A 26209-nucleotide genomic window follows, 5' to 3' on the forward strand; every position below is an offset into this window, starting at 1 on the left:
GGTTAAGGCAGACATGGCGAATAACATTTCGAATCAACAACCAGGTTGGGCTATCGATCATTTTCCGTGGCTGACTCCCGGCTTCTCGGCTGGCATCCGTTTAACATTAGCCGCGTTGCTCCTCTGCAGCGTCTCGCCGCTAAGAGCCCAGGACTGGATGGTACAGACCTTAACCACCCGCGTATCGCCAGGTGGACATAAGGTCACAGTGGGGGTCGCCATACACACTCCCGCCTCCAGTGGTACGCAGCCGGTCAAGCATGTGCTTGTCTACCCGCGATCCAGCGGCATTCCCCAACTTAAAGTTACCAGTGGCGCTACTTCATTGGACCTCAACGGACTCTGGATGCGTGCTCCGATGCATTTCCGGGAACGCGGTGTCGCATTGATCTACGTAGACCCTCCCAGCGATGCCGAACGCCGAAACCTGAACGAAAGGCCGCGGCGTGAAGTGCAGCAAGACCTCGCTGCGGCGCTCAAGCAAGCGCAGCAGTCGTTTCCCGGAGCACAAATCCATCTGGCTGGTTTTTCCCTGGTGGCGCCCTTGCTGGATGTCGCCGGTGACATAGAGGGATTCAGCAAAATCGTTCTGGCCTCCACTGCATTGAGGGACAGCCGAACCAGTGACTGGAGCGCCTTGCGCAAGCCCGTGTTGATGTTGCAAGCGCCTGGTGCCCAGTGCGATGGCGCGCCCTTCCTGGAGGCGCAAGCCTTGGCCCAGCGCAGCCGTTTCACCTTCGTTCAGGTCGGCTACGAACAGCAAGACAAAAAAGAAGACTGCGGACGTACCAGCCAGTTCGCACTGCAAGGGCAAGAGGCTGTTATAGCCAACGCCGTCATTGACTGGCTTGAGGGGCGGCAGGAGCCTCCTCCAGTGATTGGCTATGCCAGCCCGCCCATCGCGTGGCGGGAAGAGATCATTACCTATCAAGTCCCAAGCACCTTCGGCAGCAACCGCCTGGAAGCTACCTTGTTGCGGCCCGAGGCGCGCCGCTTTGGCGCCGGCCCTTATCCTGCGATCCTCTGGAACCACGGCGACGTCGAGGCAGATCACGTTTTCATGCGCTACAAGAGCCGCATCCGTGACATGGTGATAGCCCGTGAGTTCCTGCAGCTGGGTGTGGCGGTTTTGATGCCCGCTCGCCGTGGGGTGGGCATGTCTGAAGGCACCTACCCGTTCAAAAACTTCCAGCGCGGTGATGCTGACACGACCTACAAGGCCCGGGAGCACGCCAAAGACATATTGCCAGCACTTGAATATTTGAAATCTCTCCCTGAGATCGATGCCAACCGCATCTTGATCGCCGGCCAATCCGCAGGAGGGTATGCGGCTATGCATGTTGCCAGCTTGAATCTACCCGGTGTGGTGGGCCTAGTGAACTTCTCGGGTGGACGCACTGACATGAGCACCAGCCAAGCACCAGGCTACCTGCATCAGGTTATGGTCGACGGCTTTGCCGAATTCGGCAAGACCACCCGCGTCCCCGGTTTATGGGTCTTCGCTGAAAACGACAGCCGCTACACCGCCAACACCATCCGCGCCTCCTACGAGGCATATCAGGCGGCTGGCGGCAAAGCCCGCCTGTTGCTCAACCCCTCCATTGAGGGGGATGGGCACTTTATCTATCAAAAGCCCGCTTTGTGGCGCGCAGCGCTCAAGGAGTACCTGGGCGAGATCGGTGTGGTGTCTAGTGGCAATTAGCACTTCAACGGCTTAGCTGCCGTCCGGTCGATGGGCGTTCGTACGGCATGAATCAGCAAGAGCTCGCAGGGGGTTTCCACCTTGCGGGTCTACACCGAAAACGACATGTCTTTCGGCTCCAGGTTTCCCAAGCAGTGGGTTGACGCCTTCAAGGTCGCAGGCGGCGTCAGCGAGTATGTCCTGTTTCCTCTCAATGGCGAGAACGGGCATGGCCTGTTCATCCAGGTGCCGAAGTCTGGCATGTCGGGTGATCGCGTCTTTTGCAGGCTAACGGCTATCCCGATATCCGCATACCTGAGGCCAAGACGCTTCAGGCTCCGGCAGACAAAAAAGAATAAGCCGGCTCCCCGAAAGCGTCCGGCGAAAGGTGTGTGCACATTGACACTGGTTGGGTGACAAGTCTGTACGCATTGACACTCATTTGTTGGGCCGCTCACATGCTTTGCGTGGGCGTGAATATTCACCAAAACCCATGAATCGCTCTTTAAAAGTCCGCATGCGGACAAACCTCGCGCCTGCGCACAGGGGCATCTGAATAATCGGCCCGTACTTTAAAGGCAGGCCCGAGATTCCCGGCCTGGGCAACTCGTCAAACCAGATTCGTCCTCGCCACGCAAACCTGATTCCACTGCAACCCAACTCCACGCAAAGCGCGAAATAAAAACCTAGCGATGACTGAAAAACCAAGCATCTTCAAGTTCTCTCCCCACCCAAGCTCCCAGTCGCGTGCTGCCCGCGAGTCATCGCCGGTGAGCGCCATGCGTTGCGAGACGCCAACCACAAGCTTGCGCCATCTGGGCCGCATTTTGATGCTGGCGTTGTCAGGCCTGAGCGCAGGTTGCGCCACCGAGGTGACAGAAGATCCCAAGACCTGCGGGGCTTGGAGCTTGGCCACCAATTCACCCATCCTTTTGTTTGAACAGTCTTCACCTGCACGAGCAAACCCATGAATAAATCCCTGTGCGACGTTTCTCGCTTCAGCGCAAAAACCGCATGCCGGCGCCGCCTGATCCGCTTCGCCATTGTTTTTATCGTGATCGTCATCCTGGCGGTGGGCAGCGCACTGATCCTGGCCTTCGATGAGTCGGCACCGCTGCCGATCTATGTTTTTGACTTTTCGCTGGACGACAGCGCCCCGGGGCTTCTTTCTTCCGTTTGCCAGGGCTGGCGGTGGGGAGTCGGGTGTCTCGACTTACTGTTCTGTGTCAGTCCAATAAACCACAGCCGAGTTTGATTACCGATAAGAGGAGAACGTGCATATGAAACGCTATTTTTGGGAGGCAGCGATTTTCTGGCTAGCTTCTGTCGCCAGTGCGCAGGGTGACTATCGAGCAAGCCCCGAGTCGAAGTTGCAGGCTGCGAAGCAGCACATTCAGGGAATTCTGGATGAGGATGCCCGGCCCAAGCAGGACTTCTACGGCAGAGAAGTGAAGTTTCCGATGTGGAAGGACCAAGCTTATCTGGACTGTGCGAGCCAAATGATGGTGCGCGCCATCGAGCCCAAAGAGCCTTATTTTGAAGACAAGCAAGAACGTGTGGTGGTTGTGCCGGTGTGGGCAGAGCTGCTATTGGTTAGCGCGAGCCAGAGCGGCGGCCCCGATGCGGCGAGTGATGGATCGAAGCCATCGATGTGCGCATTTGAATATGAACGGTGGTCCTTTGAGCGTAAGCGTTTCGAAAAAATCGAAGGCTTTCGCAGTCGTGTTCACTACGACGAATTTCCTCGTTGGGGAGAAAGCATTGTCAATGATCAGGTCGATCGTTGGGTAACGATAGACCTCGACAAACGGTATGTGAGGTTTCTAACCCGGGTGAGCGTGGTCAGGGAGTTGCCGTACCAGTTGGGCCCGCAGTTTCCAGTGCATTACCGCGCTGATCATGCTGTGCGATTGTTAAGGACTTACAACCTCCACAAAGCAATTCTTCTTGCAAAACGCAAATCTGATCGAGATTCGCGTGCCGTTGGTGAAGACCTGGAAGCTGACCTGGCAAGAATGAAACGGCAGTTGACCAACGACAGTTGGGCTTTTGATCATCTGGCTGATTCATTAAAAAAATTAGAAACCATTAAACCTTTCGAGGAGCTTCAGGCTGGTGGCGGGGTGTCGAGTGTCCCGGCTCACTTTTCTGTGTCAGTCCAATAAACCACGACCGAGTTTGATTACCGATAAGAGGAGAAAGTGCATATGAAACGCTATTTCTTGGGGGCAGTAATTTTCTGGCTGGCTTCTGTCGCCGGTGCGCAGAACGACTATCGAGCAAGCCCTGAGTCGAAGTTGCAGGCTGCAAAACAGCATATTCAAAGCATTCTGGACGAGGATGCCCGGCCCAAGCAGGGCTTCTATGGCCGAGAAGTGAAGTTTCCGATGTGGAAAGATCAAGCTTATCTGGACTGTGCAAGCCAGATGATGGTCCGCACTATTCAGGCAAAAGAGCCCTATTTTGAGGACAAGGCAGAGCGTGTGGTGGTTGTGCCGGTGTGGGCGGAGTTGCTGCTGGTTCGGGCGAGCCAGAGTGGAGGTCCTGATGCGGCGAGTGATGGATCGAAGCCATCGATGTGCGCATTTGAATACGAACGATGGTCCTTTGAGCGCAAGCGTTTCGAAAAAGTCGAAGGCTTTCGCAGTCGTGTTCACTACGAAGAATTTCCTCGTTGGGGAGTAAGTGTTATCAATGATCAGATTGACCGTTGGGTTGCGATAGACCTCGACAAACGGTATGTGAGGTTTCTAACCCGGGTGAATGTGACAAGGGAATTGCCTTATCAGCTGGGGCCGCAGTTTCCTGTGCACTATCGGGCATCGCATTCATGGAAGATTTTGCAAGTGTCCAACGCAAGAACTACCCAGCTGTTGTCTGAAGGAAAGTCAGATCGCGATCCCAATGCCAAAGGCGAGGAGCTGGAGGCAGATTTGGTGCGAATGACATGGCAACTCAAGAACAAAACATGGGCCTCTGAGCATTTGGGAAACTCATTAAAAAAACTAGAAGCCATTAGGCCGTTCGAGGAGATTCAACAATGAGTGACATTCTGTACAACAGCTATCGTTTCAGCGCCGCAAATTCCGCGCGTATTGATGAAATAGGTAGTAATCGCGGTCAGCTGACGGAGGATGGTCGCTTCGGTTTTGACTGCAGTGGGTTTGTGAATTTCTTGCTGGACAAGAGTGGTTATCGTGTAAGTGAAGGTTTTTCCACTGGTTCCATCATGGCGAAGAAAGGGGAACTTTCTTCGGCAGGTCAGCAATGGCAAAAAACCGTTGAAGATGCCAATGTCAAATCTGGTGATCTCGTATGGTTCAGTGGTCATGTGGGCATCGTCGTCAGCTTTGATGCCACCAAAGGCACTGGAATATTTCGCAGCTCCGCGGGCGCCAATTCCGATGGCAAAGGCGTTGTGGACGCGGATTTTTCAGTAAGCGCAGAAGGGAAGACCTTCTGGGGTGGCGGCGCCAAACCCTTCTTTGGCTTTACCCGGGTGACCAAGGCATACGATCCAGATCAGGACATCTGGAAAGGCGCCGACACCACTAAATTCCCACCACTGCAACCCGCCCCCATTCTGAGTGCCGCTGGACTGGCAAGCGACTCCTACCAGGTTAGCTGGTTCACCCAGATGCAGATGTGGGAAGCTGGCGGTGAGAATAAGTACAACCTGGTGAACAAAAGCGGCACCGCATTTGGGTCATACCAGATGCAGCGCAATGCGCTTCAGGCGATTGGCTGGATGGACGAAAAAGGCAATTGGAAAGATGGGCGCAGCCTGGAGCAGTTCCTTAAAACCCCCACTGTGCAGACCGAGGCCGCCTCGCTTTATGCCGATGTGCTGGAGGCGCGACTGAGTAGCTTGAAAGCCTGGGACTATGTCGGCAAAGTCATAGACGGAAGGTTGATCACCAAGGAAGGCCTGATGGCCATTGCCTGGCGCTGGGGTGCTGATGGCGCGACCAGGGAACTGGCCGCAGCCTACAACTCAGGCGGCAAGTTACGCGTTGAGACAGGTGCCCGGCTGGATAACTTCCGGGGCACCAATCCCCCCACCGATGCGGGTGCGGATGGCATCGCTCCGGGTGTGACCATTTCCGCCCCATCCTCTTCATCTTCGTCACCCTCGGTGGGCCGTTCGCCGAATGCACCGGTGGAAACGCGTGGTTCCGCCAGCGTCATTCATCATCAGGATAAGTCTGTCTCTTATGTTGGCGAGGCCACGGAGGATGCCCCCGATGGTGCTTACAAAAAAGGCGACCTGACATCTTTTACCTACAACGCGGATGGCATACCTATCGACAGCACCGTCTGGCACGTCGATGGCACGGTGGAGTGGTGGCGTGTCAACGGGGACCGCACACAACAGACCTACACCAAATGGAACAAGGAGGGGGACAAAATTGAGCAGAACACCACCCGAATCACGGGCGCCGGTGTTGGTAGCCTCGTCGGTGAATTTATCGTCGGTGGCCAGCGCTATGGAGAGGATGGTCATCCCATTGTCGAACCAGGGCAAACACCGCCTGCCAACATCAACCCAGCAACCGTCAGAACACCCTCCAGCGGTACGCCCACCAAACGCGACGCTGAAACCAAAGTCAAAACCGCATTGGCAGATGGTAACTATGGTTTCGACGATTTCGACACCACCAGTCTTCCCCAGTTGGCTCTTGGCTTCCTGCCTCAGGGTGATACCAGTCAGATGATCGATGTTTTGCGTGCCCGCGGATTTAGCGTAGAGCAAACAGGCAACGCCATCTTCGCGCAGAAGGGCGATGAATACCTCATCATCTCTGATGGCGTTATCGAGATAGGCAAGGGCGACCGCTATGGCCGTATCGATGTCGTCAACGATACCCTGATTGTCCAGGATACGTCCTGGGGCAGCGCGACCCGCTATGTTTTGTCGGAAGCCGGTGGCTCGTCTGTATTGCTCAAAGGCCAGGTCACTGTGCCGATGGCCGACGATGCGGAGGTCAACCTTGATACGCTGACCTTCAGCAGTATTGAGACCATCAACGGTCAGATTCCTACGAACAGCACGCTGCTCAATGCAGCCCTGCAAAACAGTGACATCAACGCCAAAGACATTCTTTTTAGCAGAGGCACCGGTGAACTCGCCCAGCTTGCTACGGCAGGCGACGCAGGCGACAGCGATGGCTGGGAAAGCGTCGAAGGCGCCAGCACCACCAACCCCACCGCCTGGTACCAAACCGCAGAAGCCCAAGAGTTTGGCCGAACCCTGACCGACATTCAAAGCCTAGTGGCCGCGCTCAAAGGCGGCAGTCCGTTGCCAGTGGCCGTTGCCGCCTTCAATATTGCTGCCACCTTTACCCACAGCGCCGAACTCGGAACCATTGGCGGCGGTTTGGGCGCTGTGGCCAGCCTCAAAGGCTTTCGCGATTCCATGGCCCGAGGCGACGAACTCAGCGCCCTGGCCAGCGGCTCCGTGTTTATCAAGACTGCCCTGCAGGGTATGCAAGGCCTGCTGGGCGCGCAGATCAGCAACCAGTACGGGAGCGTGCTTGCCGCACGTGTCGCGATTGATGAAGGCGACCAGCTGGCTCAGGAAATGGTGAGCCAGTTTGATGGCGTGGGCGCCGTCATGGACGGCATAGGCAAAGGCCTGCCCTACTTAAACCTCATCAACGCGATCTCCAAAGGGGACGTGCTGGGCATGGCCAGCGCAAGCCTGGCCATCGCGAGCCAGTTCACCACCCTGGGCTGGGCCGGCCCCGCCGGCTGGATCATCGCCGGCATCCAAATCTTCAGCTCCCTGCTGGATGACGATACACCCGATATTCACGGCAGTGCGCAGTGGCTGCAAAGCGGCGACGGCAAGAACGCCTATGCGGTCCTCACCGACCAGGGCGGAGATGGGGGCGGCACCCCGGTGATGAGCACCATGGCCAATTTGCTGGCCGGCCTGCGGACCGTGGTCCAAAGCGAGTTTCCGCAAAGCGACATGGGCTTGATCGCGGCCCGCCTGCCCTGGTTGAGCTTTAGGGGAGAGGCTGGCGGTGGCGGTGAATTCACGCTGCACTGGAAAGACAGCCATAGCGGCGAAACGTACGCCCGGCGCTTTAATTCGGAGGGCGACTTTATCGGGGTCGGCGTGCCCTTTACCGGATATGGGAATGTGCCCCCCACCCAGCTGAGCCCACAGGATGCCGGGATTACCGAAGTCGCCAATTCGCCCGATTTCTTCAAAAACATGAGCCAGCAGTTTGTGGAAATCGCCAATGGCAAGCTGCAGGGCGACTCTGCCTTGGTCCAGGCCTGGGAAAGCCAGACGGCATTGTCCCAAACGCAGCGCGGAGATCTGCTGGCGGGCCTCAACACCGAACAGCGCGCCCGCGCCCAGGGCCAATGGCTGGCCACCAACCTCGGCGATGCCGCACCCGGCAATGCCGGCGGCATTACCGCCGTCAGCCGGCAAACCATACGCCCCATCGCCCTGGACCTTGACAACAACGGCATCAGCATCACCACCCGGGCCATGGGCGGCAGCGTGCTGGCCGACGTCGATGACGACGGCTTTGCCGAAGAGACCGACTGGATCAACCCGCGCGATGGCATCCTGGTGATCGACAAAAACGCTGACGGAGCGATCAGCGGCGGCGCCGAGATGTTTAACGATGCCCAGGTCAATATGGCTGCACGTGGCCTCAATGTGCTGCAGGCGCTGGATGCCGATGGCGACAACAGGCTCACGGCCAACGATGCGGCCTTCAGCCATCTGCAGGTCTGGCAGGACATCAACCATGACGGGATTGCACAAAGCTATGAGCTGGCCAGTCTCTCGGCCAAGGGCATTACCCAGCTCAATGTAGGAACGGGCCAGTTTGTGATGGGCGGCGCGAGCCGGGCCATGCAGGCCATGAGCCTGCAAGCCGACGCGGCCGGGTTTATCACGCAGGACCTGGGCAACAGTTTGCTGACAATTCAGGAAACCGGCGAAACCAGGCTGATGGCCACGGCACTGGCTGATTACGGCCAGAGCAGCGATGCCGCCGTGCGCGCGGCGCACACCCACAGCAGTGCCGACGGCGTGCTGGTGGCCGTCGATGAATTGATGGACGGCGTGGAGGACACGGCCATCCAGGTCGGCACGGCGCAGTTGCTGGACAACGATCGGGCCGGTCTGAGCGGAGTGCTGGGCATCAGCGCGGTGGGCAATGCGGTGGGCGGTAGCGTGAGCCTGGACCAGACCCGGGGCTTGATCACTTTCCGGCCCGGCGTCAATTTCAACGGCATGGCGAGCTTTGGCTACACCGTGGTCGACGGTCAGGGGCGCAGCAGTATGGCCACGGCACAGGTCGGCGTGGCGGCCGTCAATGACAACCCGGTCATTTCCAACAGCCAATACACGCGGGCGGCGACTTGGGATGACATGTCGGTCACCATGAAACCTGCCGACACCGGCGACCATGGTTCCGGCCAGGTGACGGTATACGGCCTGCCGCGGGGCCTGGTATTGGGGGCTACGCAGGCGGACACCCGTGGGCTAGCGGTGTTCAGCACCATAGGCAGCTCGCAGCTTGTAGGCTTCAAGGACGGCCAGATGTATGTCGGCAACAGCAGCTCGGTGCAGACCGCCCAGTGGCAGGCCGCCTATTTCCGGGATGGGCATCGAGGCACCGTGAGTGCGACGGACATTGAAACCCCAGTCGGCTTGAGATACGAGGTGGTCGACACCACGCGCTTTGGTGTCTTGAACTTGAATAACCAGACGGGTAACTGGAGCTATATCAATACCGGTGGCACGGGCCTGGATGACGCCTTTGTCGTGCAGGTGACCGATGCTGGGGGCGCGACCTCGCAATTGAGGGTGGTGATTGAGAACGCGGAGCCCAGTCCGGTTTATTACGCCTCGACGGGCGGTGATGGGAATGACAGTTCGTTGGGTAATGAGTCCAGCATGCCAGGCCCAGGCGCACCGAGCCAGTCGGATGATCCGGACGACTCAGCCCTGGGGAATACCGACCCAGGAAGCCCTGACCTGGGAAGCCCTGACCCAGGAAGCCCTGACCCAGGAAGCCCTGACCCGGGAAGCCCTGACCCGGGAAGCCCTGACCCAGGAAGCCCTGACCCAGGAAGCCCTGACCCGGGAAGCCCTGACCCAGGAAGCCCTGACCCGGGAAGCCCTGACCCAGGAAGCCCTGACCCGGGAAGCCCTGACCCGGGAAGCCCCGATCCAGGAAGTGCCGATCCAGGTGGCGGTGATTTCGGGGGAGACGCTGAGGGCTCGGGAGCAGGCGGCGACAGCGGTGGTGATAGTAGCGGTGGGGGAGATGGTGGTGGCAGCGGGGGTGGCGGCGACCCCATCGTGCTGGATCTCAACGGCGGAGGCTTTCATTTCATCTCCTCGCGGGATTCGCAGGCTTTCTACGATTTCACAGGGGATGGTGTGCGCGAGCGCACGGGATGGATTTCCGGGCAAGACGGCCTGCTGGCCTATGACGTCGACGGCAATGGGGTGATCGGCCTGCGCGACGAGATCCGCTTCAAGGGCTACAAGGCCGGCGCGCGCACGGACCTGGAAGGCCTGACGGCCTTCGATACCAACCATGACAATAAGTTGTCCGCGGCCGACACGCCGTGGAACGGGTTCTTTGTCTGGCAGGATCGCGATGAAAATGGCCTGCAAACAGTCGGCGAATTGACCACGCTGGCGCAGCGCGGTATTACCTCCATCAGCCTCGTCAGCGACAACGTGGTGCAGACCATAGAAGGCAACACGGTCTACGGCATGAGCACCTATACGCGGGTGGACGGCAGCACGGCCAAGCTGGCCGACGTGAAATTCAACGTGAGTTCCGAACAGCAAGAGACCAATGCGGCCGACAACGTCACGGCCGGCTCTGCGGGCGGTTTGATCAGTACCGGCTCCGGTAATGACAAGGTGCGCGGCGGAACTGGTGTGGGCAACATCTATGCCGGCTCGGGCGATGACCGTGTGACGGCGGGAGCCGCCGACGACGTGGTGCATGCCGATTCCGGCGACGACATCGTGAGTGGCGAAGCGGGCAATGACCAGCTATTTGGCGGCAAGGACAATGATGCGCTCAGCGGAGGCGTCGGCGATGACCTGCTGCATGGCGACGATGGCAACGACCGTATCGACGGCGACGCGGGCGCGGACCGTGTCTATGGCGACGTCGGCAACGACGTGCTCAATGGCGGCGACGGCAACGACCTGCTTTCGGGTGGCGATGGCATCGACGTCCTTTACGGCGGGGCCGGCCATGACTGGCTGTATGGCGGCAGCGGCGCCGACCGCATGCAAGGCGATGCGGGTAACGACGTTTATGTGAGGGGGAACGCCGAGGATCAGGTGATTGAGGTTGTTAACGGCGGCACCGATACTGTGATTTCCTACGTGGACGCGCGCGCCATCCCCAACGTCGAAAACATCCTGCTGGCCGGTAATGAGGACCTGGAGGCTTTCGGCGACACCAATGCCGAATCCCTCTATGGCAACCAGGCGGACAATTACCTCGACGGTGGTGCCGGCGCGGACACCATGGCGGGCGGCGCGGGTGACGATGTATATGTTGTAGACAACATAGGCGACCAGGTGATCGAGCTGGCCGACGGCCAGGCAGCACCCATAGGCAGCGCCATTGCGGCCGACAACCTGCTGGACAGCAATTATTTCAACACCTATGGCCACGAAGGCTTTACCGGAACCCAGTGGGGCAAGGACGTGGTAAAGGCCAGCATCAGTTACACCCTGGGCGCCAATGTGGAAGGCCTGGTTCTGACGGGCGGTACGGCCATCAACGGCACCGGCAATGCGCTGGCCAACACGATGACGGGCAACGATGCCAGCAACCTGCTCACAGGCGGGGCCGGGGATGACCGCCTTGAAGGGAATGGCGGGAATGACGTGCTGCTGGGTGATGACCCGATGGCCGACTCAAGCAAGCTGAGCTTCGGTTCCAGCTTGTCGGTGTCCACCGCATATACGGTGAGATCGGGCTTCATGAACGCCACGCAGTATCCGAGGGAGATGGCCGATATCAATGGTGATGGGCAGGCCGATATGGTGTGTTTCGCGGGCGACGGTGTTTACACCAGCTTGGCCCAGGCCAATGGCAGCTACGCGGCGGCCACCCGGGTGAGCAATGAGTTTAGCCTGAATACCGGTTGGACCAGCAACGATATCAATCCACGCAAGCTGGCTGATGTCAATGGAGACGGCAGGGCGGATATTGTGGGGTTTGGAAATTCCGCTACCTATGTCGCTCTGGCCAACGGCAGTGGCGGCTTTTACGCTTCCCAACTTGGCGTACGCCGATTCGGGGCCGGAGAGGACGGTGGCAGCTGGAAGTCCCAAATACGGCATACCCGCGAAGTCGCCGATGTCAATGGCGACGGCCGTGCCGACATCGTGGGCTTTGGCGGCGACAAGGTGGTCGTCTCCCTGGGCAATGCAAACGGGACATTCCAGGACTTCTTCACGGGAACCTATAAATTCAGCGATGCCGATGGATGGACCAACAACGACCAGTCCGTTCGAAAACTCGCCGATGTCAATGGCGACCATAGAGCCGACATCGTGGGTTTCGCGGCCGATGGCACTTATGTAGCCCTGGCCAACAGCAACGGCACTTTTGGCCCCGCATTCAAGGCGCTGTCCGCTTTCGGCTCCGGGGCGGCAGGCGGCGGCTGGGCTTCGCAAACCACCACCCCGAGGGAACTGGCCGATGTGAATGGGGATGGTCGAGCCGACATTGTGGGCTTTGGCAGCACCGGGCTTTCAGTCGCGCTGGGCAAGGCAGACGGCTCTTTTGAAATGCCGCAATCCATCCCTGGGCTCTACACCGCCGCCCAAGGCTGGGGCAACAAAAATCTGACGCCGCTCCGGCTGGCCGATATGGATGGAGACAAGCGTGCCGACTTGGTGGGCTTTGGCAACACCGAGGTTGTGGGCATCCTCTCAAGCAAACCCTATGGCAATGATGCCCTGTTTGGGGGCGATGGCGACGACACGCTGGACGGCGGCGCGGGCACGGACACCCTGGACGGCGGGGCCGGTGATGACCGTTACCGTTTCAGCCTGGGCAGTGGGCAGGACAGCATCACCGATGCCGCCGGCAACGACCGCATTGTGTTCGGCGCGGGAATCACGGCCGCGCAGGTCCGTGCCAGCCTGGTCAACGGACGAGTCACGCTGTCCCTGACCTCAGGCGAGAGCGTGAGTTTTGCCGCACCGCCTCCGGGGAGTTATGCCCTTGAACAGTTTGAGTTCGCCGATGGTGGCTTGAAGGACGCCACCTGGCTCAGTGGCTTGCTGAACGTTGCGCCTGTCGGGACCAGCAAAACTGTGACGCTCAACGAAGACAACAGCTATACGGTTACGGCAGCCGACCTGGGTTTTAGCGACGCCAATGCCGGTGATACCTTGAGCGCGGTACGCATCGACAGCCTGCCGGTGGCTGGAGCACTTAAGCTCAATGGCGCCAATGTCACGGCGGCACAAATTGTCAGCGCGGCAGATCTCGCCGCCGGCCGGCTGGTGTTCAGCCCGATAGCCAATGCCAACGGCAGCAACTATGCGAACTTGACGTTCTCGGTCAAAGACCAGCTGGGCGCCTTTGATATCGCACCCAAGACCTTGAATTTCAGCGTCACGCCGGTCAATGATGCGCCAGTATTGACGGGCGCCAAGGCCACGCTGGGCGCCGGCAGCGAGGACACGGCCTACGCCGTCACCCGGGCCAGCCTGCTGGCCGGTTTCAGCGATGTGGACGGCAATGCGCTGTCAGTGGTCAATCTCAGCGCCAGCAACGGCACGCTGTCGGCCTTTACCGCGGCGACGGACAGCTGGACCTTCACGCCGGGCGCCAACTACAACGGTACGGTGAACCTCAGCTACGGTGTCAGCGATGGGACAGTTGTCACGCCGGCCACGCAGAGCTTTATGCTCGTCGCGGTCAACGATGCACCTGTCCTGACCGGGGCCAAGGCTTCGCTGGCAGGCGGCACCGAAGATACCGCCTACACCGTCACCCAGGCCAGCCTGTTGGCCGGCTACAGCGACGTCGAGGGCAGTGTGCTGTCGGTCGTGAACTTGAACGCCAGCAATGGAACGCTGTCGGCTTTCAATGCGGCCACCGGCACCTGGACCCTCACACCCGCGGCCAACTACAACGGCACCGTGAACCTGAGCTACGGCGTGAGTGATGGCACGGTCGCCACCCCTGCCACCCAAAGCTTCGCGCTCGCGGCGGTCAACGACGCGCCCACGCTGACGGCTTTTACAGCGGCAGTGACGACGGCCAATGAAGACAGTGAAGCGCAAATCACCCTGGCGCAACTGCTGACCCAGGGCAATGAGGCCGACGTGGACGGCGCTGTTTCCGCCTTTGTTGTGAAGGCCGTCAGCAGCGGTAGCCTGCGCATAGGGGCTACGGCCGCCACGGCCACCGCCTGGAATGCGGCCACCAACAATACCGTGGACGGCACGCGCAACGCCTACTGGACGCCTGCGCCGAACGCCAATGGCGCACTCAATGCGTTCATGGCTGTGGCCAAGGACAACAGCGGCGCGGAATCCTCCGCGGCCGTCCAGGCCAAGGTGACGGTCACGCCGGTCAATGACGCGCCCATGGGCACGGTAACGGTCAGCGGCATAGCCACCCAGAACCAGATCTTGACCGCAGCCAACACCCTGGCCGATGTGGATGGCCTGGGGGTGATCAGCTACCAGTGGCTGGCAGGCGGTGTGGCGATTGCGGGCGCTACCAGCTCCACGCTGGCTTTGGGCCAAGCTCAGGTCGGCAGGGCCATCAGCGTCAGGGCCAGTTATACCGATCCGCAGGGAACAGCGGAGGGTGTGGCAAGCGCTCCCACGGCGGCGGTTGCCAATGTCAATGACGCCCCCACCGGAATGGTGACCATCAGCGGCACGCCTATCCAGAACCAAATACTAACCGCGACGCATACGCTAGCCGACGCGGATGGCCTGGGCGCGGTGAGTTATCAATGGATGGCCAATGGCACGGCGATAACCGGTGCCACTGGCGCAACGCTGACGCTAGGCCAGGCCCAAGTGGGCAAGACCCTCAGCGTCAAGGCCAGCTATTTGGACGGCTTTGGTGTGGCGGAAACCGTCACCAGCGCAGCCACAGCAGCGGTCGCCAATGTCAACGACGCCCCTACCGGGACTGTGACCATCAGCGGAACGCCCACGCAAAACCAGACCCTGACCGCAAGCAATATCTTGGCGGATTGGGATGGCCTGGGGACGATCAGCTACCAATGGCTGGCAGGTGGCGTGGCAATTGCGGGTGCTACCGGCTCCACGCTGGCCTTGACTCAGGCCCATGTCGGCAAAGCCATCAGCGTCAAGGCGAATTACACAGACCTGCAGGGCACGGCTGAAAGCGTGAGCAGCGCGGCAACTGCGGCGGTCGCCAATGTCAATGACGCGCCTGGCGGGACCGTGACGATCAATGGCACACCCGCGCAAAACCAGACCCTGACAGCGACCAATACCTTGGCAGATGCGGATGGCTTGGGTGCGGTAAGTTACCAATGGTTGGCCAATGGGGCGGCAATTGCCGGCGCCACCAGCGCCGCGCTGGTGCTGACGCAAGCCCAGGTCGGCAAGACCATCAGCATCAAAGCCAGCTATGCGGACGGTTTTGGTGCGGCGGAGAACGTCACGAGTTCCGCCACGGCGGCGGTAGCCAATATCAATGACGCCCCTACCGGCACAGCGTCCATCAGTGGAACGCCCACGCAGAACCAGACCCTGACCGCAAGCAACAGCCTGGCCGATGCCGATGGTTTGGGTGTGGTCAGCTACCAATGGCTCGCCAACGGTGCGGCGATTGCCGGCGCCACGGGTGTCACGTTCACGCTCGGCCATGCCCAGGTCGGCAAGGCCATCAGCGTCCGGGCGAGCTATACAGATACACAGGGAACGGCAGAAAGCGTGGCCAGCGCGGCAACAGCAGCGGTAGCCAACGTCAACGATGCCCCTACCGGCGCTATCGGCTTGCTGCGCGCAGGGGCGGTGCTTGGCCCGGTGACCACTGTTCAGCAAGGAGACGTGCTGAACATCAGCAGTACCTTGGCAGATCTTGATGGCCTGGGCGTCCTCAGCTACCAATGGCAAATCTCCACCGACGGGACCAACTGGAGCGCCATCGCCGGTGCGACGGCCGGCAGCCTTGCGTTGACTTCTGCCATGGCCGGCCAAAGCGTACGTGTGACCGCCAACTACACCGACGGCTTTGGTGCGGCCGAAAGTGTGGCCAGCGCACCCACCGCGACGATCAACCGGCTGCTCGGCACGGCCGGCGCCGACACGCTGGCCGGCACCGTCGGTGCCGACCGGCTCGAAGGCCTGGCTGGCGAAGACAATTACATCGTGAACCACGCCGGCGATATGGTGGTGGAAAATGCCAATGAAGGCATCGACACCGTCACCAGTTCGGTGGACTATGCCCTCACGGCCAATGTCGAGAAACTTGTCCTGTCGGGCAGCCTGGCTCTGAACGGCACGGGCAATGCCCTGAGCAACGCCGTGACGGGCAACGGCGGCAACAATATGCTCAAAGGTGGTGCCGGTGACGACCGCCTTGACGGCGGTGCCGGCAGCGACCTGCTGCAGGGCGACGATGCCGGGGTGATTTTTGATACCGGACTGTCGCTGTCCACCAACTATTCGGCCAGTTCGGGCTGGAATAATTCCGTGTCCTACGTTCGCGAACTAGCCGACGTGAATGGCGATGGGCGAGCGGATATCGTGGGCTTTGCCAACGACGGGGTGTACGTGAGCCTGGCGCAGGCCAACGGCACTTATACGGTGGCATCCAGGGGGAGCACCGAGTTTGCCCTCAACAGCGGCTGGACGAACAACGACGTTTATTTGCGCAAGCTGGCCGATGTCAATGGCGACGGCAAGGCGGATATTGTGGGATTCGGGGGTTCCGGCACCTACGTCGCTCTGGCGAATGGCAGCGGGGGTTTTGGCGCTTCGCGCCTGGCGCTAAGCCGATTTGGAGCCGGGGAAGATGGCGGCAGTTGGAAAACCCAAACGCGGTACGCGCGGGAACTGGCAGATGTGAACGGCGACGGACGGGCGGACATCGTGGGTTTCGGCGGCGACCAGGTGTTCACTTCCCTCGGCAACGCCAACGGGACATTCCAGCAATTCTTCTCGGCGACCTACAGCTTCAGCGACGCAGGCGGATGGACCAACAACGACCAGACCCCTCGCAAGCTCGCCGACGTCAATGGCGACGGCCGGGCCGACATTGTCGGATTCACCGGCGACGGCACTTACGTGGCGCTGGCCAACAGCAACGGCACTTTCGGCACGATGTACAAAGCGCTGGGAGCATTTGGATCAGGCCCATCAGCGGGCGGCTGGGCATCCCAGACCACCGCGCCCCGGGAGCTGGCCGACGTCAATGGCGATGGGCGGGCCGACATTGTGGGCTTTGGCAGCAATGGGCTTTCGGTGGCGTTGGGCCAAGCCAATGGCTACTTCGATACGCCGCAGTCCATGCTGGGGCTTTACACCGCGGCACAGGGCTGGACCAGCAACGATTTGTCTCCGCGCCGCCTCGCCGACATCAATGGAGACGGCCAGGCCGACCTTGTGGGATTTGGCAGCACCGAAGTCATCGCCAAGCTCTCCAGCATGGCTTATGGCAACGACGTTCTGTATGGGGGCGACGGCAACGATACGCTGCAAGGCATCGCGGGCAATGATGTGCTGGATGGGCAGGCCGGCGACGATTTGATGATAGGCGGCAGCGGCAGCGATACCTATCAGATGAGTCGCGGCTATGGCACAGACACCGTGCAGGAAAGCGATGCCAAACCAGGCAATGTGGATGTACTGTCTTTCAGTTCAGGCATCGCCACCAACCAGTTGTGGTTCAGCCACACGGGCAACGACCTGGCGATCAGCATCATCGGCACGTCGGACAAGATGACGGTACAGAACTGGTACCTGGGCAATCAGTACCACGTCGAGCAGATCAAGCTCAGCGACGGCAAGGTGCTGCTGGACACCCAGGTCGAAGCGCTGGTGCAGGCCATGGCCGCTTTCACACCGCCGCCCATGGGCCAGACAAGTTTGTCGGCTTCGCAGCAAACCGCGCTCGCGCCTGTACTGGCGGCTAATTGGCATTGAGGAAAAAACGACACCGGGCAGGCTCCAACCGGCTGTCGCCCCCACCCTCTTAGCGGGCGGGGGTGGCCGGCGGCGTCGTTGCCGCCGGCGCGGCCTGCAGCTGCGCCGCGGCCAGTTCCTTGAACAAGGCCTGGGTGTCCTGCGGCCTGTGCGGTGTCATGCGGGTATCCCAGCACACGCCGATCTGTTTGGGCAGCGAGACTTCTATGGCCGGCACGGCGGTGGCGTTGGAGAGCTTGGCCTGGATGCCGCGCTCCTCGCGCGCGAACTGGGCGTCCTGCAGGCGCTGCTTTTCGGCCGTCTTGTCTTTTTCCTGGCGCTCAAGCTGCTCGAGTTGCTGCGCCGCCTTGAGGATGGCGTCCTGGCCCTCGAAGTTGTAGCGCAGGCCGACCTGGCGCACGCCCAGCGCGTCCAGCCGCGCGCGCGCCGCCGGGAACTCGTCGACGTTGAACTGGCGCGCGCCGTCGCGGAAGTCCTGCAGGAAACGCACAACGCCGCTGGAGCCGGGGTATTTCTTGGTGAGCACCACGTCCTCGATCTTGATCTGCAGCGTGACGTCGCCGCACTGGCGGTCGCCCAGGGGGAAGCTGTCGCTGACCGGGAAGTTGTAGTTGTTGAGCACGCGCGCGCCGGAAGCGCACTGGATGGCCAGCACCGTCACAAAGGGCTTGGCCTTGGCGCCGGGGTTGACGCCGGTGGGCTGCGCGGTGATGGTGAGCTGCTGGGCCTGGGCCTTGATGGCCTCGACCTTCTGCTTGATGTCGGCCAGCGCGCGGTCTATCTGGGCCATGGCCTGCTGGGCCTGCAGCTGCTCCTTCTGCACCGCGAGCTTGTCGGTCTGGTCCTGCAGTTCGGCGCGCTGCTGCGTCACGAGCTGCTCGACGCGCTTGCCCGCCGCGTCGTTGAGCATGGGCAGGAACTGGCGCGTGAAGGGCACGCTGTAGCCCAGGGTCTGCACGATGGTGAAGCGGTTGGCGTCGCGCTGCAAAAAGGGCTTGGCCGGGCCGTCGGCGAAGGCCCAGACGGTGCCCTTGGCGCCGTAGAGCTGGTCCACCATGGCCGCCATGTTGGGCGCGGTCTGCAGCGGCCAGTCGACCTTGGAGGCCCATTCGCTCTGCAGGCTGCAGGAGGCCTGCTCTTCGGTGTAGGCCAGCACGAAGCGCAGCGGCCCGCCCATGAGCTGCCAGACGATTTCGTCGCTGGGGCTGTTGTAGCCCACCTGCCTGCGCAGCTGGACCAGGCTGTCGGCCGTGGACTGCAGGGCCGAGGCCTTGACGGCCGGGTCGGTGGAAAAGCCGTGGAACTCCACCGCCGCCTGGTAGGCCTTGGCCGGCCCCACCACCACGTCGGTGGCCACGGCGTTGAGGTCCTTGAAGAACTTCTGCAGCGTGGCCGCCGCGTCCAGGTTGTTCTTGATGGTGTCCTGGCCCAGCTTGGGCGCGCCGCCCAGGACTTCCTTCATGGCCTTGCCGCCCACGTTGTTGATGGCGCCCACCACATTGAGGGCCTCGCCCGCGGTGCCGGAGCGCGCGGCCTGCCGGCGCAACTCGGCCAGCTCGCGCGACAACCGCAGCCAGCTCGGCAGCTGGGCGGCGGGCAGGTCGCCGAACTCTTCATTGAGCCTGTCCATCACGCGGAAGTAAGGGCTGCGCGCGCTGGTGATCAGGCCCATGGCGGCGCGCCACTCAGCCTCGCCCGACAGCGTGCGTTCGGTGCCTGAAAAACCGGTGGCGAATTTCTGCCAGGCCTGGATGCGGTTTTCCTTGTACCAGGCTTCGAAGGCGCCGCGCTGCGCAAGGAACTTGGGACCGTCGTCTATGCTTTTTTCCATCTCCGCGAGGAAGCTGTCGATTTCCTTCTTGCCCGGGTTGGTGAAGGCCGCGGACACCACGGGCAGCGCCTGCCCGGCCGCGGGCGCGCGGGCCTGGCTGGTGCCGACCCAGAAATCCTGCACCGTGACGGGCTTGTGCAGCGGGTTGGTGTCGGGCAGGTCGGCCAGCCAGCTGAGGTTGGGGTCGTGGAAGGCCAGGCGGTTGAGCAGCTGCTGCTCATAACGCAGGCGCACCGGCACATAGGGATCGGTGGGCGCCGACCAGGCTATGTTGGAGATGTAGAGGTCGTTCAGGCGCGTGTAGAGCTCGGGGGTGTAGCGCGAGATGTGCTGGCGCTGCGGCATGGCCAGCAGCGTCTGGCGGTCGGCGCCGCGCTCGTGCGCCTGCAGCAGGTTGATGTAGCGCACCAGGTTGCGCATCATGCGCGCGAACTCGTGGTTCGGGTCGTCCTTGAGGATGCGCTCCGAGTCTTCCTGGTAGTTGGCGTCGGTGGTCGGCAGGATGTAGCGGCGGAAATTGCCGGTGTAGCTGCTTTTGAGGCGATCCTCGAGGTCGTCCATGTTGGTGGTTTCCACCATCCACTGGCTTTTCCAGCTGTCGTTGCGCCGCTCGACCAGGGAGATGGTGTCGCTCAGGCGCTCCAGCGTGGTCGCGTCCTCGTCCAGGTTGCCGGTGAAACGTATGCTCAGGCGGTCTTTTTCCTGCAGCAGCGACAGCGTCTGCATGTTGTCCAGGAAACCGATGGTGATGAAGATCGCCGCCGCGACGCTGAGCAGCACCCAGGCGAGCATGCCGAGGTTCTGCGTGGCGGTGCGCCAGGGGTTGCGCAGCGAGGCCGGCAGCGAAATGCTGCGGTCCTGCGGCAGCACCCGCCCGAAAAAATCATGCAGGAACAGCCCGGCGTTGGCGCTGGGATGCGGCGGCACCGGCGGCAGCACCTGGCCCAGCAGGCTGGAGACGGCGCCGCCCTGCTGCAGGCCGCTGCTGAAGAACAGGCCGCGCAGGAAAGGCGTTTCAAGGTAGGCGCTGTCGCCGAAGCAGGCGCGCAGGAACACTTCCAGGCCGGGCTTGAGCTGGCCCAGCTCGTTGGGAAACATCAGCAGCTCGGGCGCGACCGGGGTGCCGCGCGCCACCAGCACGGTGCGCAGCACCTGCAGCCGCTCATGGATGTTGCCGAAGGCCTTGTCGAGAAAGGAGTTCTCGCCGGGCTCGCCGGTGTCCGGCTCGGCCAGGTAGCCCATGGCCTGCTCCAGCGAGTTTTCGCTGAGCTGGCGGGCCCACTCTTCCATGCCGTAAATGCGGTCGCACTGCGTGACCATCACGTAGACCGGGAAACGCTTGCCGAACAGGCGTATCAGCTGCTCGATGCGCTCGCGCACCACGCGGCCTTCTTCCAGCAGCGCGTCCTTGTCGGGATGGGACAGACGCTCGGTGCTGATGGCCAGCACCAGGCCGTTGAGCCCTTCCTTGCCACGGTACTTGGCCAGCAGGTCCAGGCCCAGCTCCCATTCGCTGCGGTCCTGCTCGAGGTCGGCCGCCTCCACATAGCGACCGGCGCAGTCGATGACCACGGCGCGGTCGAAATACCACCAGTCGTAGTTCGAGGTCTGCTCGATGCGCGCGCTCTGGCTGACCTTCTGGATCGACGAAGACAGGCGCGTGCGCGTCAGCGCCGTGGTCTTGCCGGTGCCGGAGCGGCCCACCACCATGTACCAGGGCAGCACATAAAGCGGGTTGCCGAAGCGCTTGAGGCTGGAGGCGCGCAGCGTGGCGGCGGCGGTCTTCCATTTGCGGATCAGCACCGCGCGCGGCGACGCCTGCTTGGCCGCCTTGTCCTGGCCGGCCGAGGACAGCTGCGCCATGCGGCTGCGCGAGCGGTAGACCTGCACCAGGCGGATGATGAAGCGCACCAGCAGGTACAGCCCCAGCACCCCGAAGAACACCGCCACGGCCGCCCACAGCGGCCACTCCATGTAAAGGGCCAGGCCCCAGCTCAGCAGCGCCAGCACCGTGAGGGCCAGCAGCCAGAGGACGATGCTACCCAGCGCCTTCATTTGATCTGCGCCATGATGGAGCTGGCCGTCTGCCAGATGATCAGGTGGTAGATGCCGTAGAGCACGGCCAGCACGGCCAGCGGCGCCAGCAGCACGCTGAGCGTGAGCGAGGAAACGCGCCAGCGCCAGCGGCCCTCGCCCGGCTGCTTGCCGCCCTTGCGCCCCACGCTGGCATAGGCCTGCGGAAACAGCACCTTGCCCGAATCGCCGTAGAGGCCGTCGCCTTGCACCAGCTGCGCCAGGCTGGCCTGCTTGATGTCTTCCAGGGTCTTGGGATTGCGGTCATGGCCGTAGCGACCGGCAAAGCCCATGGCCAGGCAAAAGAAATACACCTCGCGCACCGCCAGCTGCTGCGGGCCCAGGGCCTCCAGGCGGGTGAAAAACTCGACCCCGGCGCTGGACACGTTGAAATAGCGTTTTTGCAGCAGGTGGCGCTTCCATTCCTCGGCGCCCGGCCAGGCGGTGGCCAGCAGGAGCTCATCGGCCCAGGCGGCCACGGCGAACATGGCGCCCAAGGTGTCGGACTCGGCGATGCCGGCTTCCTGGGCCTTGCGGCGGGCGTCGGAAAGCAGGCTGTCGAGCTGGTCCTTGACCGACGCCGCACTTGCCGAGGGCTGGCCCTGGAAGTGGCGCACATAGGCCATGAAGGGGATGAAACAGTCAACAAGGCGCACGCGTTATCTCCGCAACACAACAATTTCGGCCTTGAGGTCGGCCGGCGCATCCATCCAGTACAGCGCGACGGAGCCTTCGCGCTCCACCATCTCCCACTGCTGGCTCATCTGCTCGATGCGGAAATAGTAGGAGTATGAGCGGCGCGGCAGGCCCTGCGGCGCGGCCGCCATGTGGATCAGCTCCAGCCCCGGCAGCGCGTGCGCGATCAGGCCCGGCATCTCGTCGGTGGCGGCCAGGCGCGCGTCGCGCTGCACCGCGTCCACCACCCACTCCATGTCTTTTTCGGTGCGTATCACCAGGTAGAAGCGGTTGCGCTGCCCGAAGAAGTTGCGCGGCAGCTGGCCGACGTGGTAGTCGCCCTGGGGCTGCAGGATGGCCAGGAACTCCGGCCCCACGGTGATTTCATTGAGCAGGTGGCTGACCATGGTGCGCACGCGGTCGAAACACTTGCCGAGGTCGGCGTGGTCGTAGGGCGGCAGGCCCGGCGTGCCGTCCTCGGCCTCGCCCAGCATGTTGAAGCGCTCGGAAAACGAGCTCAGTTCGCCGATCAGCTGGCGCATGGCGCCGTAGGCCAGCCAGGGATGGACCTGGCGCGTCTCGGTCAGGTGGAACAGGTAGGGGCTGGCGCGGTTCAGCGAGCGCAGGGCCAGCAGGAACACCATGTAGCTCGCGTCGAACTCGGCCTTTTGCATCTCGCGCGGGCTTTTGTATTCCTGCAGCTGGCGGGCGCGCCCGGTCAGTTCGTCGCGGATGTCCTTGACCAGGCGCAGCAGCACGTTGGAGCCGGAGATCGCGTAGCAGGGCGGGATGAAGCTTTCGGACAGCTTGATGGCGTCGCCGTCGCGCACCAGGCGCGCGATGGGAATCAGGCTGTAGTCCTGCAGCTTGTCGATCTCGCCCTCGAAAAACACCTTGACCACATGCAGCAGCGTGCGCACCTGGGCCGCCGGGCCGTCGGAATACAGGTCGGCGACCTCGGGCGGGTTGGCCAGCGTGGCGTAGCGCGTGGCGGCGCCGCCGGCAGCCGTCAGGTCGGCCGCGATGGTCACATTGTTTTCGGTGGCGCTGAGTTTTTTCAGGCCCAGGTAGACCGTGAAGGGCTTGTCGCCCTCCACCCAGTCCACGTCGAAGGGCCTGGCCTTGATGACGGCATTGCCCGGGTACTCTATATAAGTGCGGTCCTGGAACAGCAGGCGCGCGGCCTGCACTTCCACCGTGCGGTTGCCGGCCGCCGCGGCGACCAGCTCGAGTTCGCCCACGCCCCAGAAATGCGGAAGGCCCGACTCCTGCATGGGCTTGTGCTGGAACTGGTTGTGCAGGTCAGCCATCTGGAAATGCTGGGACTGCAGGAACATGCCCTGGTGCCAGTAAATGCCTTGTTTTTCTTCCATGTGCTGCCTGCTGTCCTTATTTGTCCAGTTTCTTCACCGCGCTGTTGGCGTTCATCGCATCCTTGAGCGTGTCCGGCGTCAGCTTGATCTCCCGGCCCCCGCCGTCGAGCGGAACCGCCTCGCCGGCTTTTTTCCCCAGCTCCCGGTTCAGGCGCTCGGCATTGAGCAGCTCGTCCGGGCCGAAGTTCAGGCGCAGCGCCAGGGTCGCGGGCGCGGCCTTGTAGGTTTTGCTGACCATCCCCTCGCTCTCGACCGTCAGCGGCACCTCGAACAGGCGCGCGCTGCGGGCCGCATCCATCTGGTAATACCCGGCCGCGATGCCCACGAACTTGGCCTTCTGCGCCCGGTCCAGCTGCAGGATGCTGTGCTGGCCCGGCGTCACGACATAGCGCGCGAAATGCACAAACCCCTCGCCGCCCTTGCCGGTTTCCAGCGATTTTCCCACCAGCGCCGCGTCCGCGATCAATTTATAGAAGGCCGCGGAGTCTTCCATCTGGTAAACACCGAGTACCAGCGTATGCGCTTCACCACTGTATTCATTGAGCCGGTTGTCGGCCTCGACTTCCACCAGGATGGCGTTGCGCGCGAAACTCCAGGCGATTTCGGCCACGGCTTCCTTGCGCGTGTTGCCGCCCATCATGGAGTTGGCCGTGGCGCAGCCGCCCAGTGCCCCCAGCGCGGCCGCGGCCAGGCAGGCCCCGGCCACCCGCCATGCCCACCCCCCATGAAACCTTTGTTCAACCAAGTTTTGCCTGCTCGTAATTAAAGGTAATTTTGGTGAATTCATTCGGGAATGAAGATAATAAGCCATGCAAATTGGAGCGGCAATTTACCCGGGGCTTATCTGCATCGCGCTGGCGCTGCCGGCCTTGCCCGCCCTGGGCCAGGACAGCGCACCCGCTCCCGTGGCCGATCTCGAACCCCCGCCCCCGCCCGTGGTGGCGCCCGTGCTGTACGCCTATGCCACGCTGGCAAGCACCCGCAGCGTCGAGCAAAGCTGCTGGCAGGTGCTGATTCCCGAACGCCAATACCTGGTGCGCCAGGAAAACGCCAAGCCCTGGCTGCTGCGCAACGCCGTGCCCCTGATAGGCGCGGCCATGGGCGGATTCACGGGCGGTTTCCTGCTCAAGCGCCATGCCTCGGCCGCCGTCTACAAACGCTGGGCCGTGCCGGTCATCGTCGGCAGCGCCGGCGCCGGCTTTGTGCTGGGCCCGGGCGGCGTGACCGGCGCCGTCGTGGGCGGCGCCATCGGCGACAAGCTCGGCAAGCACAAACCCGCCCCCATCGCCGTCGGCATGATAGGCGGCGCGCTGGCCGGCAAGGCGCTGTGGGACATGGTGTTTCCGCCCGCCGTGCCGCCCGAACCCGGCAACGGGCCCGACGACGACATCCCGGTGGAGGTCTTTCTGCGCGACCAGCAGTGCGGCACGCGGCTGCAGACCGCGCACAGCCAGTCGGTCTACCGCGTCGGCTACCGCTTCAACGACGAGGAGCGCGTCGCCGAACTGCCCTACGACCCGGGCGAAGCCCTGCTGGTCAGTGCCAGCGGCGAGGTCACCGGCCCAGCGCGCAAGCGGCTCGACTGAGAGCGGCTCTCCTGAACCCGGAAGAACCCGCTGGGTCACACCAGCCTCAGGAGGGTGGCTTCCGCATCCGTTTCCTCGGCATAGGGCATAAAAAGAATCGAGTCGGGGCAACCCTTGACCTTGACGAAGTAGGACGTGTTGTCATCGACCTGGTTGCGCACCGCCCATGCGGTGTATTCATTCCCCCCGACTTCCAGCTTCATGCCCTCCTGCGCAAACTCCAGCGTGGTTTTTTCCGGCAGCATGGCCTTGGGGCCCACGGCCTGGAACTGGATCTCGGCGGCGCCGCCCGTCACGCCGAAGACCACGCCCGACCAGGCGCCGGCCACCGGGCCTATCTCGAACCACTGGCCCAGGCGCTCGTTGCCCAGCACGTCGAGCCGGAATTCGGCCGGCGCTGGCTTGGGCGGCACATTGGCCTTGGCCACGATCTTGGCGGGCCAGCTTGCGCCCGACTCGAGCAGCACTTCGGCCTGCGCCATCAGCGGCGGCAGCGCGGCCTGCTCCGGTGGGGGCGAATTCCAGAGCGTGAGCATGGGAAAGCCGCCGCGCGCGCTGCGCAGCGCCGAGGCCATCAGCGACAGGCCATAGCGCACCGAGGGTTTTTTGATCTCGTCCGCGTCGGCCAGCACCAGCCAGGCGTCGGCCTTGGCCTCGAGCAAGGCCTCCAGCGCGACGCGCCAGGCCATCTTGTCGGGCTGGTCCACCCAGAAATGGCCCTTGCATTGCAGGCCGTAACGTTTGAGCACCGCGGTCACGGCGGCCACGCGGGGCTGGTCTTCCTTGAGGGCGGTGATCCAGACGGTTTTCATTCTCTTG

The 26209-nt window shown here is 62.2% G+C and carries 11 protein-coding genes; 6 read left to right on the forward strand and 5 right to left on the reverse strand.

What is annotated here, in order from left to right:
- Positions 1 to 13: 13 nt before the first annotated feature.
- The 5 genes from ACEN9P_RS05295 (at position 14) to ACEN9P_RS05315 (ending at position 17852) form a co-directional block, all read left to right on the forward strand.
- Entirely contained in the window at positions 14 to 1702 is a 1689-nt protein-coding gene (locus tag ACEN9P_RS05295; protein ID WP_495621326.1) for a prolyl oligopeptidase family serine peptidase, read from the forward strand.
- Between the two features lie 946 nt (positions 1703 to 2648).
- On the forward strand, positions 2649 to 2936 hold the full coding sequence (locus tag ACEN9P_RS05300) for a hypothetical protein (RefSeq protein ID WP_495621327.1): 288 nt from the start codon (positions 2649 to 2651) through the stop codon (positions 2934 to 2936).
- A 25-nt stretch (positions 2937 to 2961) separates the two neighbouring features.
- Positions 2962 to 3846, forward strand: a complete 885-nt coding sequence (locus tag ACEN9P_RS05305) for a hypothetical protein (RefSeq protein ID WP_495621328.1) — start codon at positions 2962 to 2964, stop codon at positions 3844 to 3846.
- 42 nt (positions 3847 to 3888) lie between these two features.
- The gene (locus ACEN9P_RS05310) at positions 3889 to 4725 is read left to right on the forward strand and encodes a hypothetical protein (RefSeq protein ID WP_495621329.1); all 837 of its coding nucleotides are present in this window, start codon (positions 3889 to 3891) and stop codon (positions 4723 to 4725) included.
- The gene (locus tag ACEN9P_RS05315; protein WP_495621330.1) at positions 4722 to 17852 is read left to right on the forward strand and encodes an SPM autocatalytic domain-containing protein; all 13131 of its coding nucleotides are present in this window, start codon (positions 4722 to 4724) and stop codon (positions 17850 to 17852) included. Before ACEN9P_RS05310 ends, ACEN9P_RS05315 begins: the two co-directional genes overlap by 4 nt.
- A 49-nt stretch (positions 17853 to 17901) precedes the next feature.
- Here the strand turns inward: ACEN9P_RS05315 and ACEN9P_RS05320 are convergent, their stop codons facing one another.
- Genes ACEN9P_RS05320 through tssJ form a run of 4 tightly spaced genes read right to left on the reverse strand, consistent with a single transcriptional unit; the run spans position 17902 to position 24510 of the window.
- Complete coding sequence (locus ACEN9P_RS05320) at positions 17902 to 21738, reverse strand: type VI secretion protein IcmF/TssM N-terminal domain-containing protein (protein ID WP_495621331.1); 3837 nt, start codon at positions 21736 to 21738, stop codon at positions 17902 to 17904.
- On the reverse strand, positions 21735 to 22412 hold the full coding sequence (locus ACEN9P_RS05325; RefSeq protein WP_477664101.1) for a DotU family type IV/VI secretion system protein: 678 nt from the start codon (positions 22410 to 22412) through the stop codon (positions 21735 to 21737). The genes ACEN9P_RS05320 and ACEN9P_RS05325 overlap by 4 nt, the downstream gene beginning before the upstream one ends.
- A gap of 3 nt (positions 22413 to 22415) precedes the next feature.
- Positions 22416 to 23804: a type VI secretion system baseplate subunit TssK gene (gene tssK, locus ACEN9P_RS05330; RefSeq protein WP_007863895.1), complete on the reverse strand. Its 1389-nt coding sequence runs from the start codon at positions 23802 to 23804 to the stop codon at positions 22416 to 22418.
- A 16-nt stretch (positions 23805 to 23820) separates the two neighbouring features.
- Complete coding sequence (tssJ, locus tag ACEN9P_RS05335; protein WP_477664102.1) at positions 23821 to 24510, reverse strand: type VI secretion system lipoprotein TssJ; 690 nt, start codon at positions 24508 to 24510, stop codon at positions 23821 to 23823.
- A 103-nt stretch (positions 24511 to 24613) separates the two neighbouring features.
- Here tssJ and ACEN9P_RS05340 point away from each other — a divergent pair, with 103 nt between their 5' ends.
- Positions 24614 to 25390, forward strand: coding sequence for a hypothetical protein (locus tag ACEN9P_RS05340; protein WP_477664103.1), 777 nt, complete (start codon positions 24614 to 24616; stop codon positions 25388 to 25390).
- A 35-nt stretch (positions 25391 to 25425) separates the two neighbouring features.
- Here the strand turns inward: ACEN9P_RS05340 and ACEN9P_RS05345 are convergent, their stop codons facing one another.
- On the reverse strand, positions 25426 to 26202 hold the full coding sequence (locus ACEN9P_RS05345) for a hypothetical protein (RefSeq protein ID WP_495621332.1): 777 nt from the start codon (positions 26200 to 26202) through the stop codon (positions 25426 to 25428).
- Positions 26203 to 26209 lie beyond the last annotated feature (7 nt).

The sequence above is a fragment of the Polaromonas sp. Polasp52 genome (genome assembly GCF_059491565.1).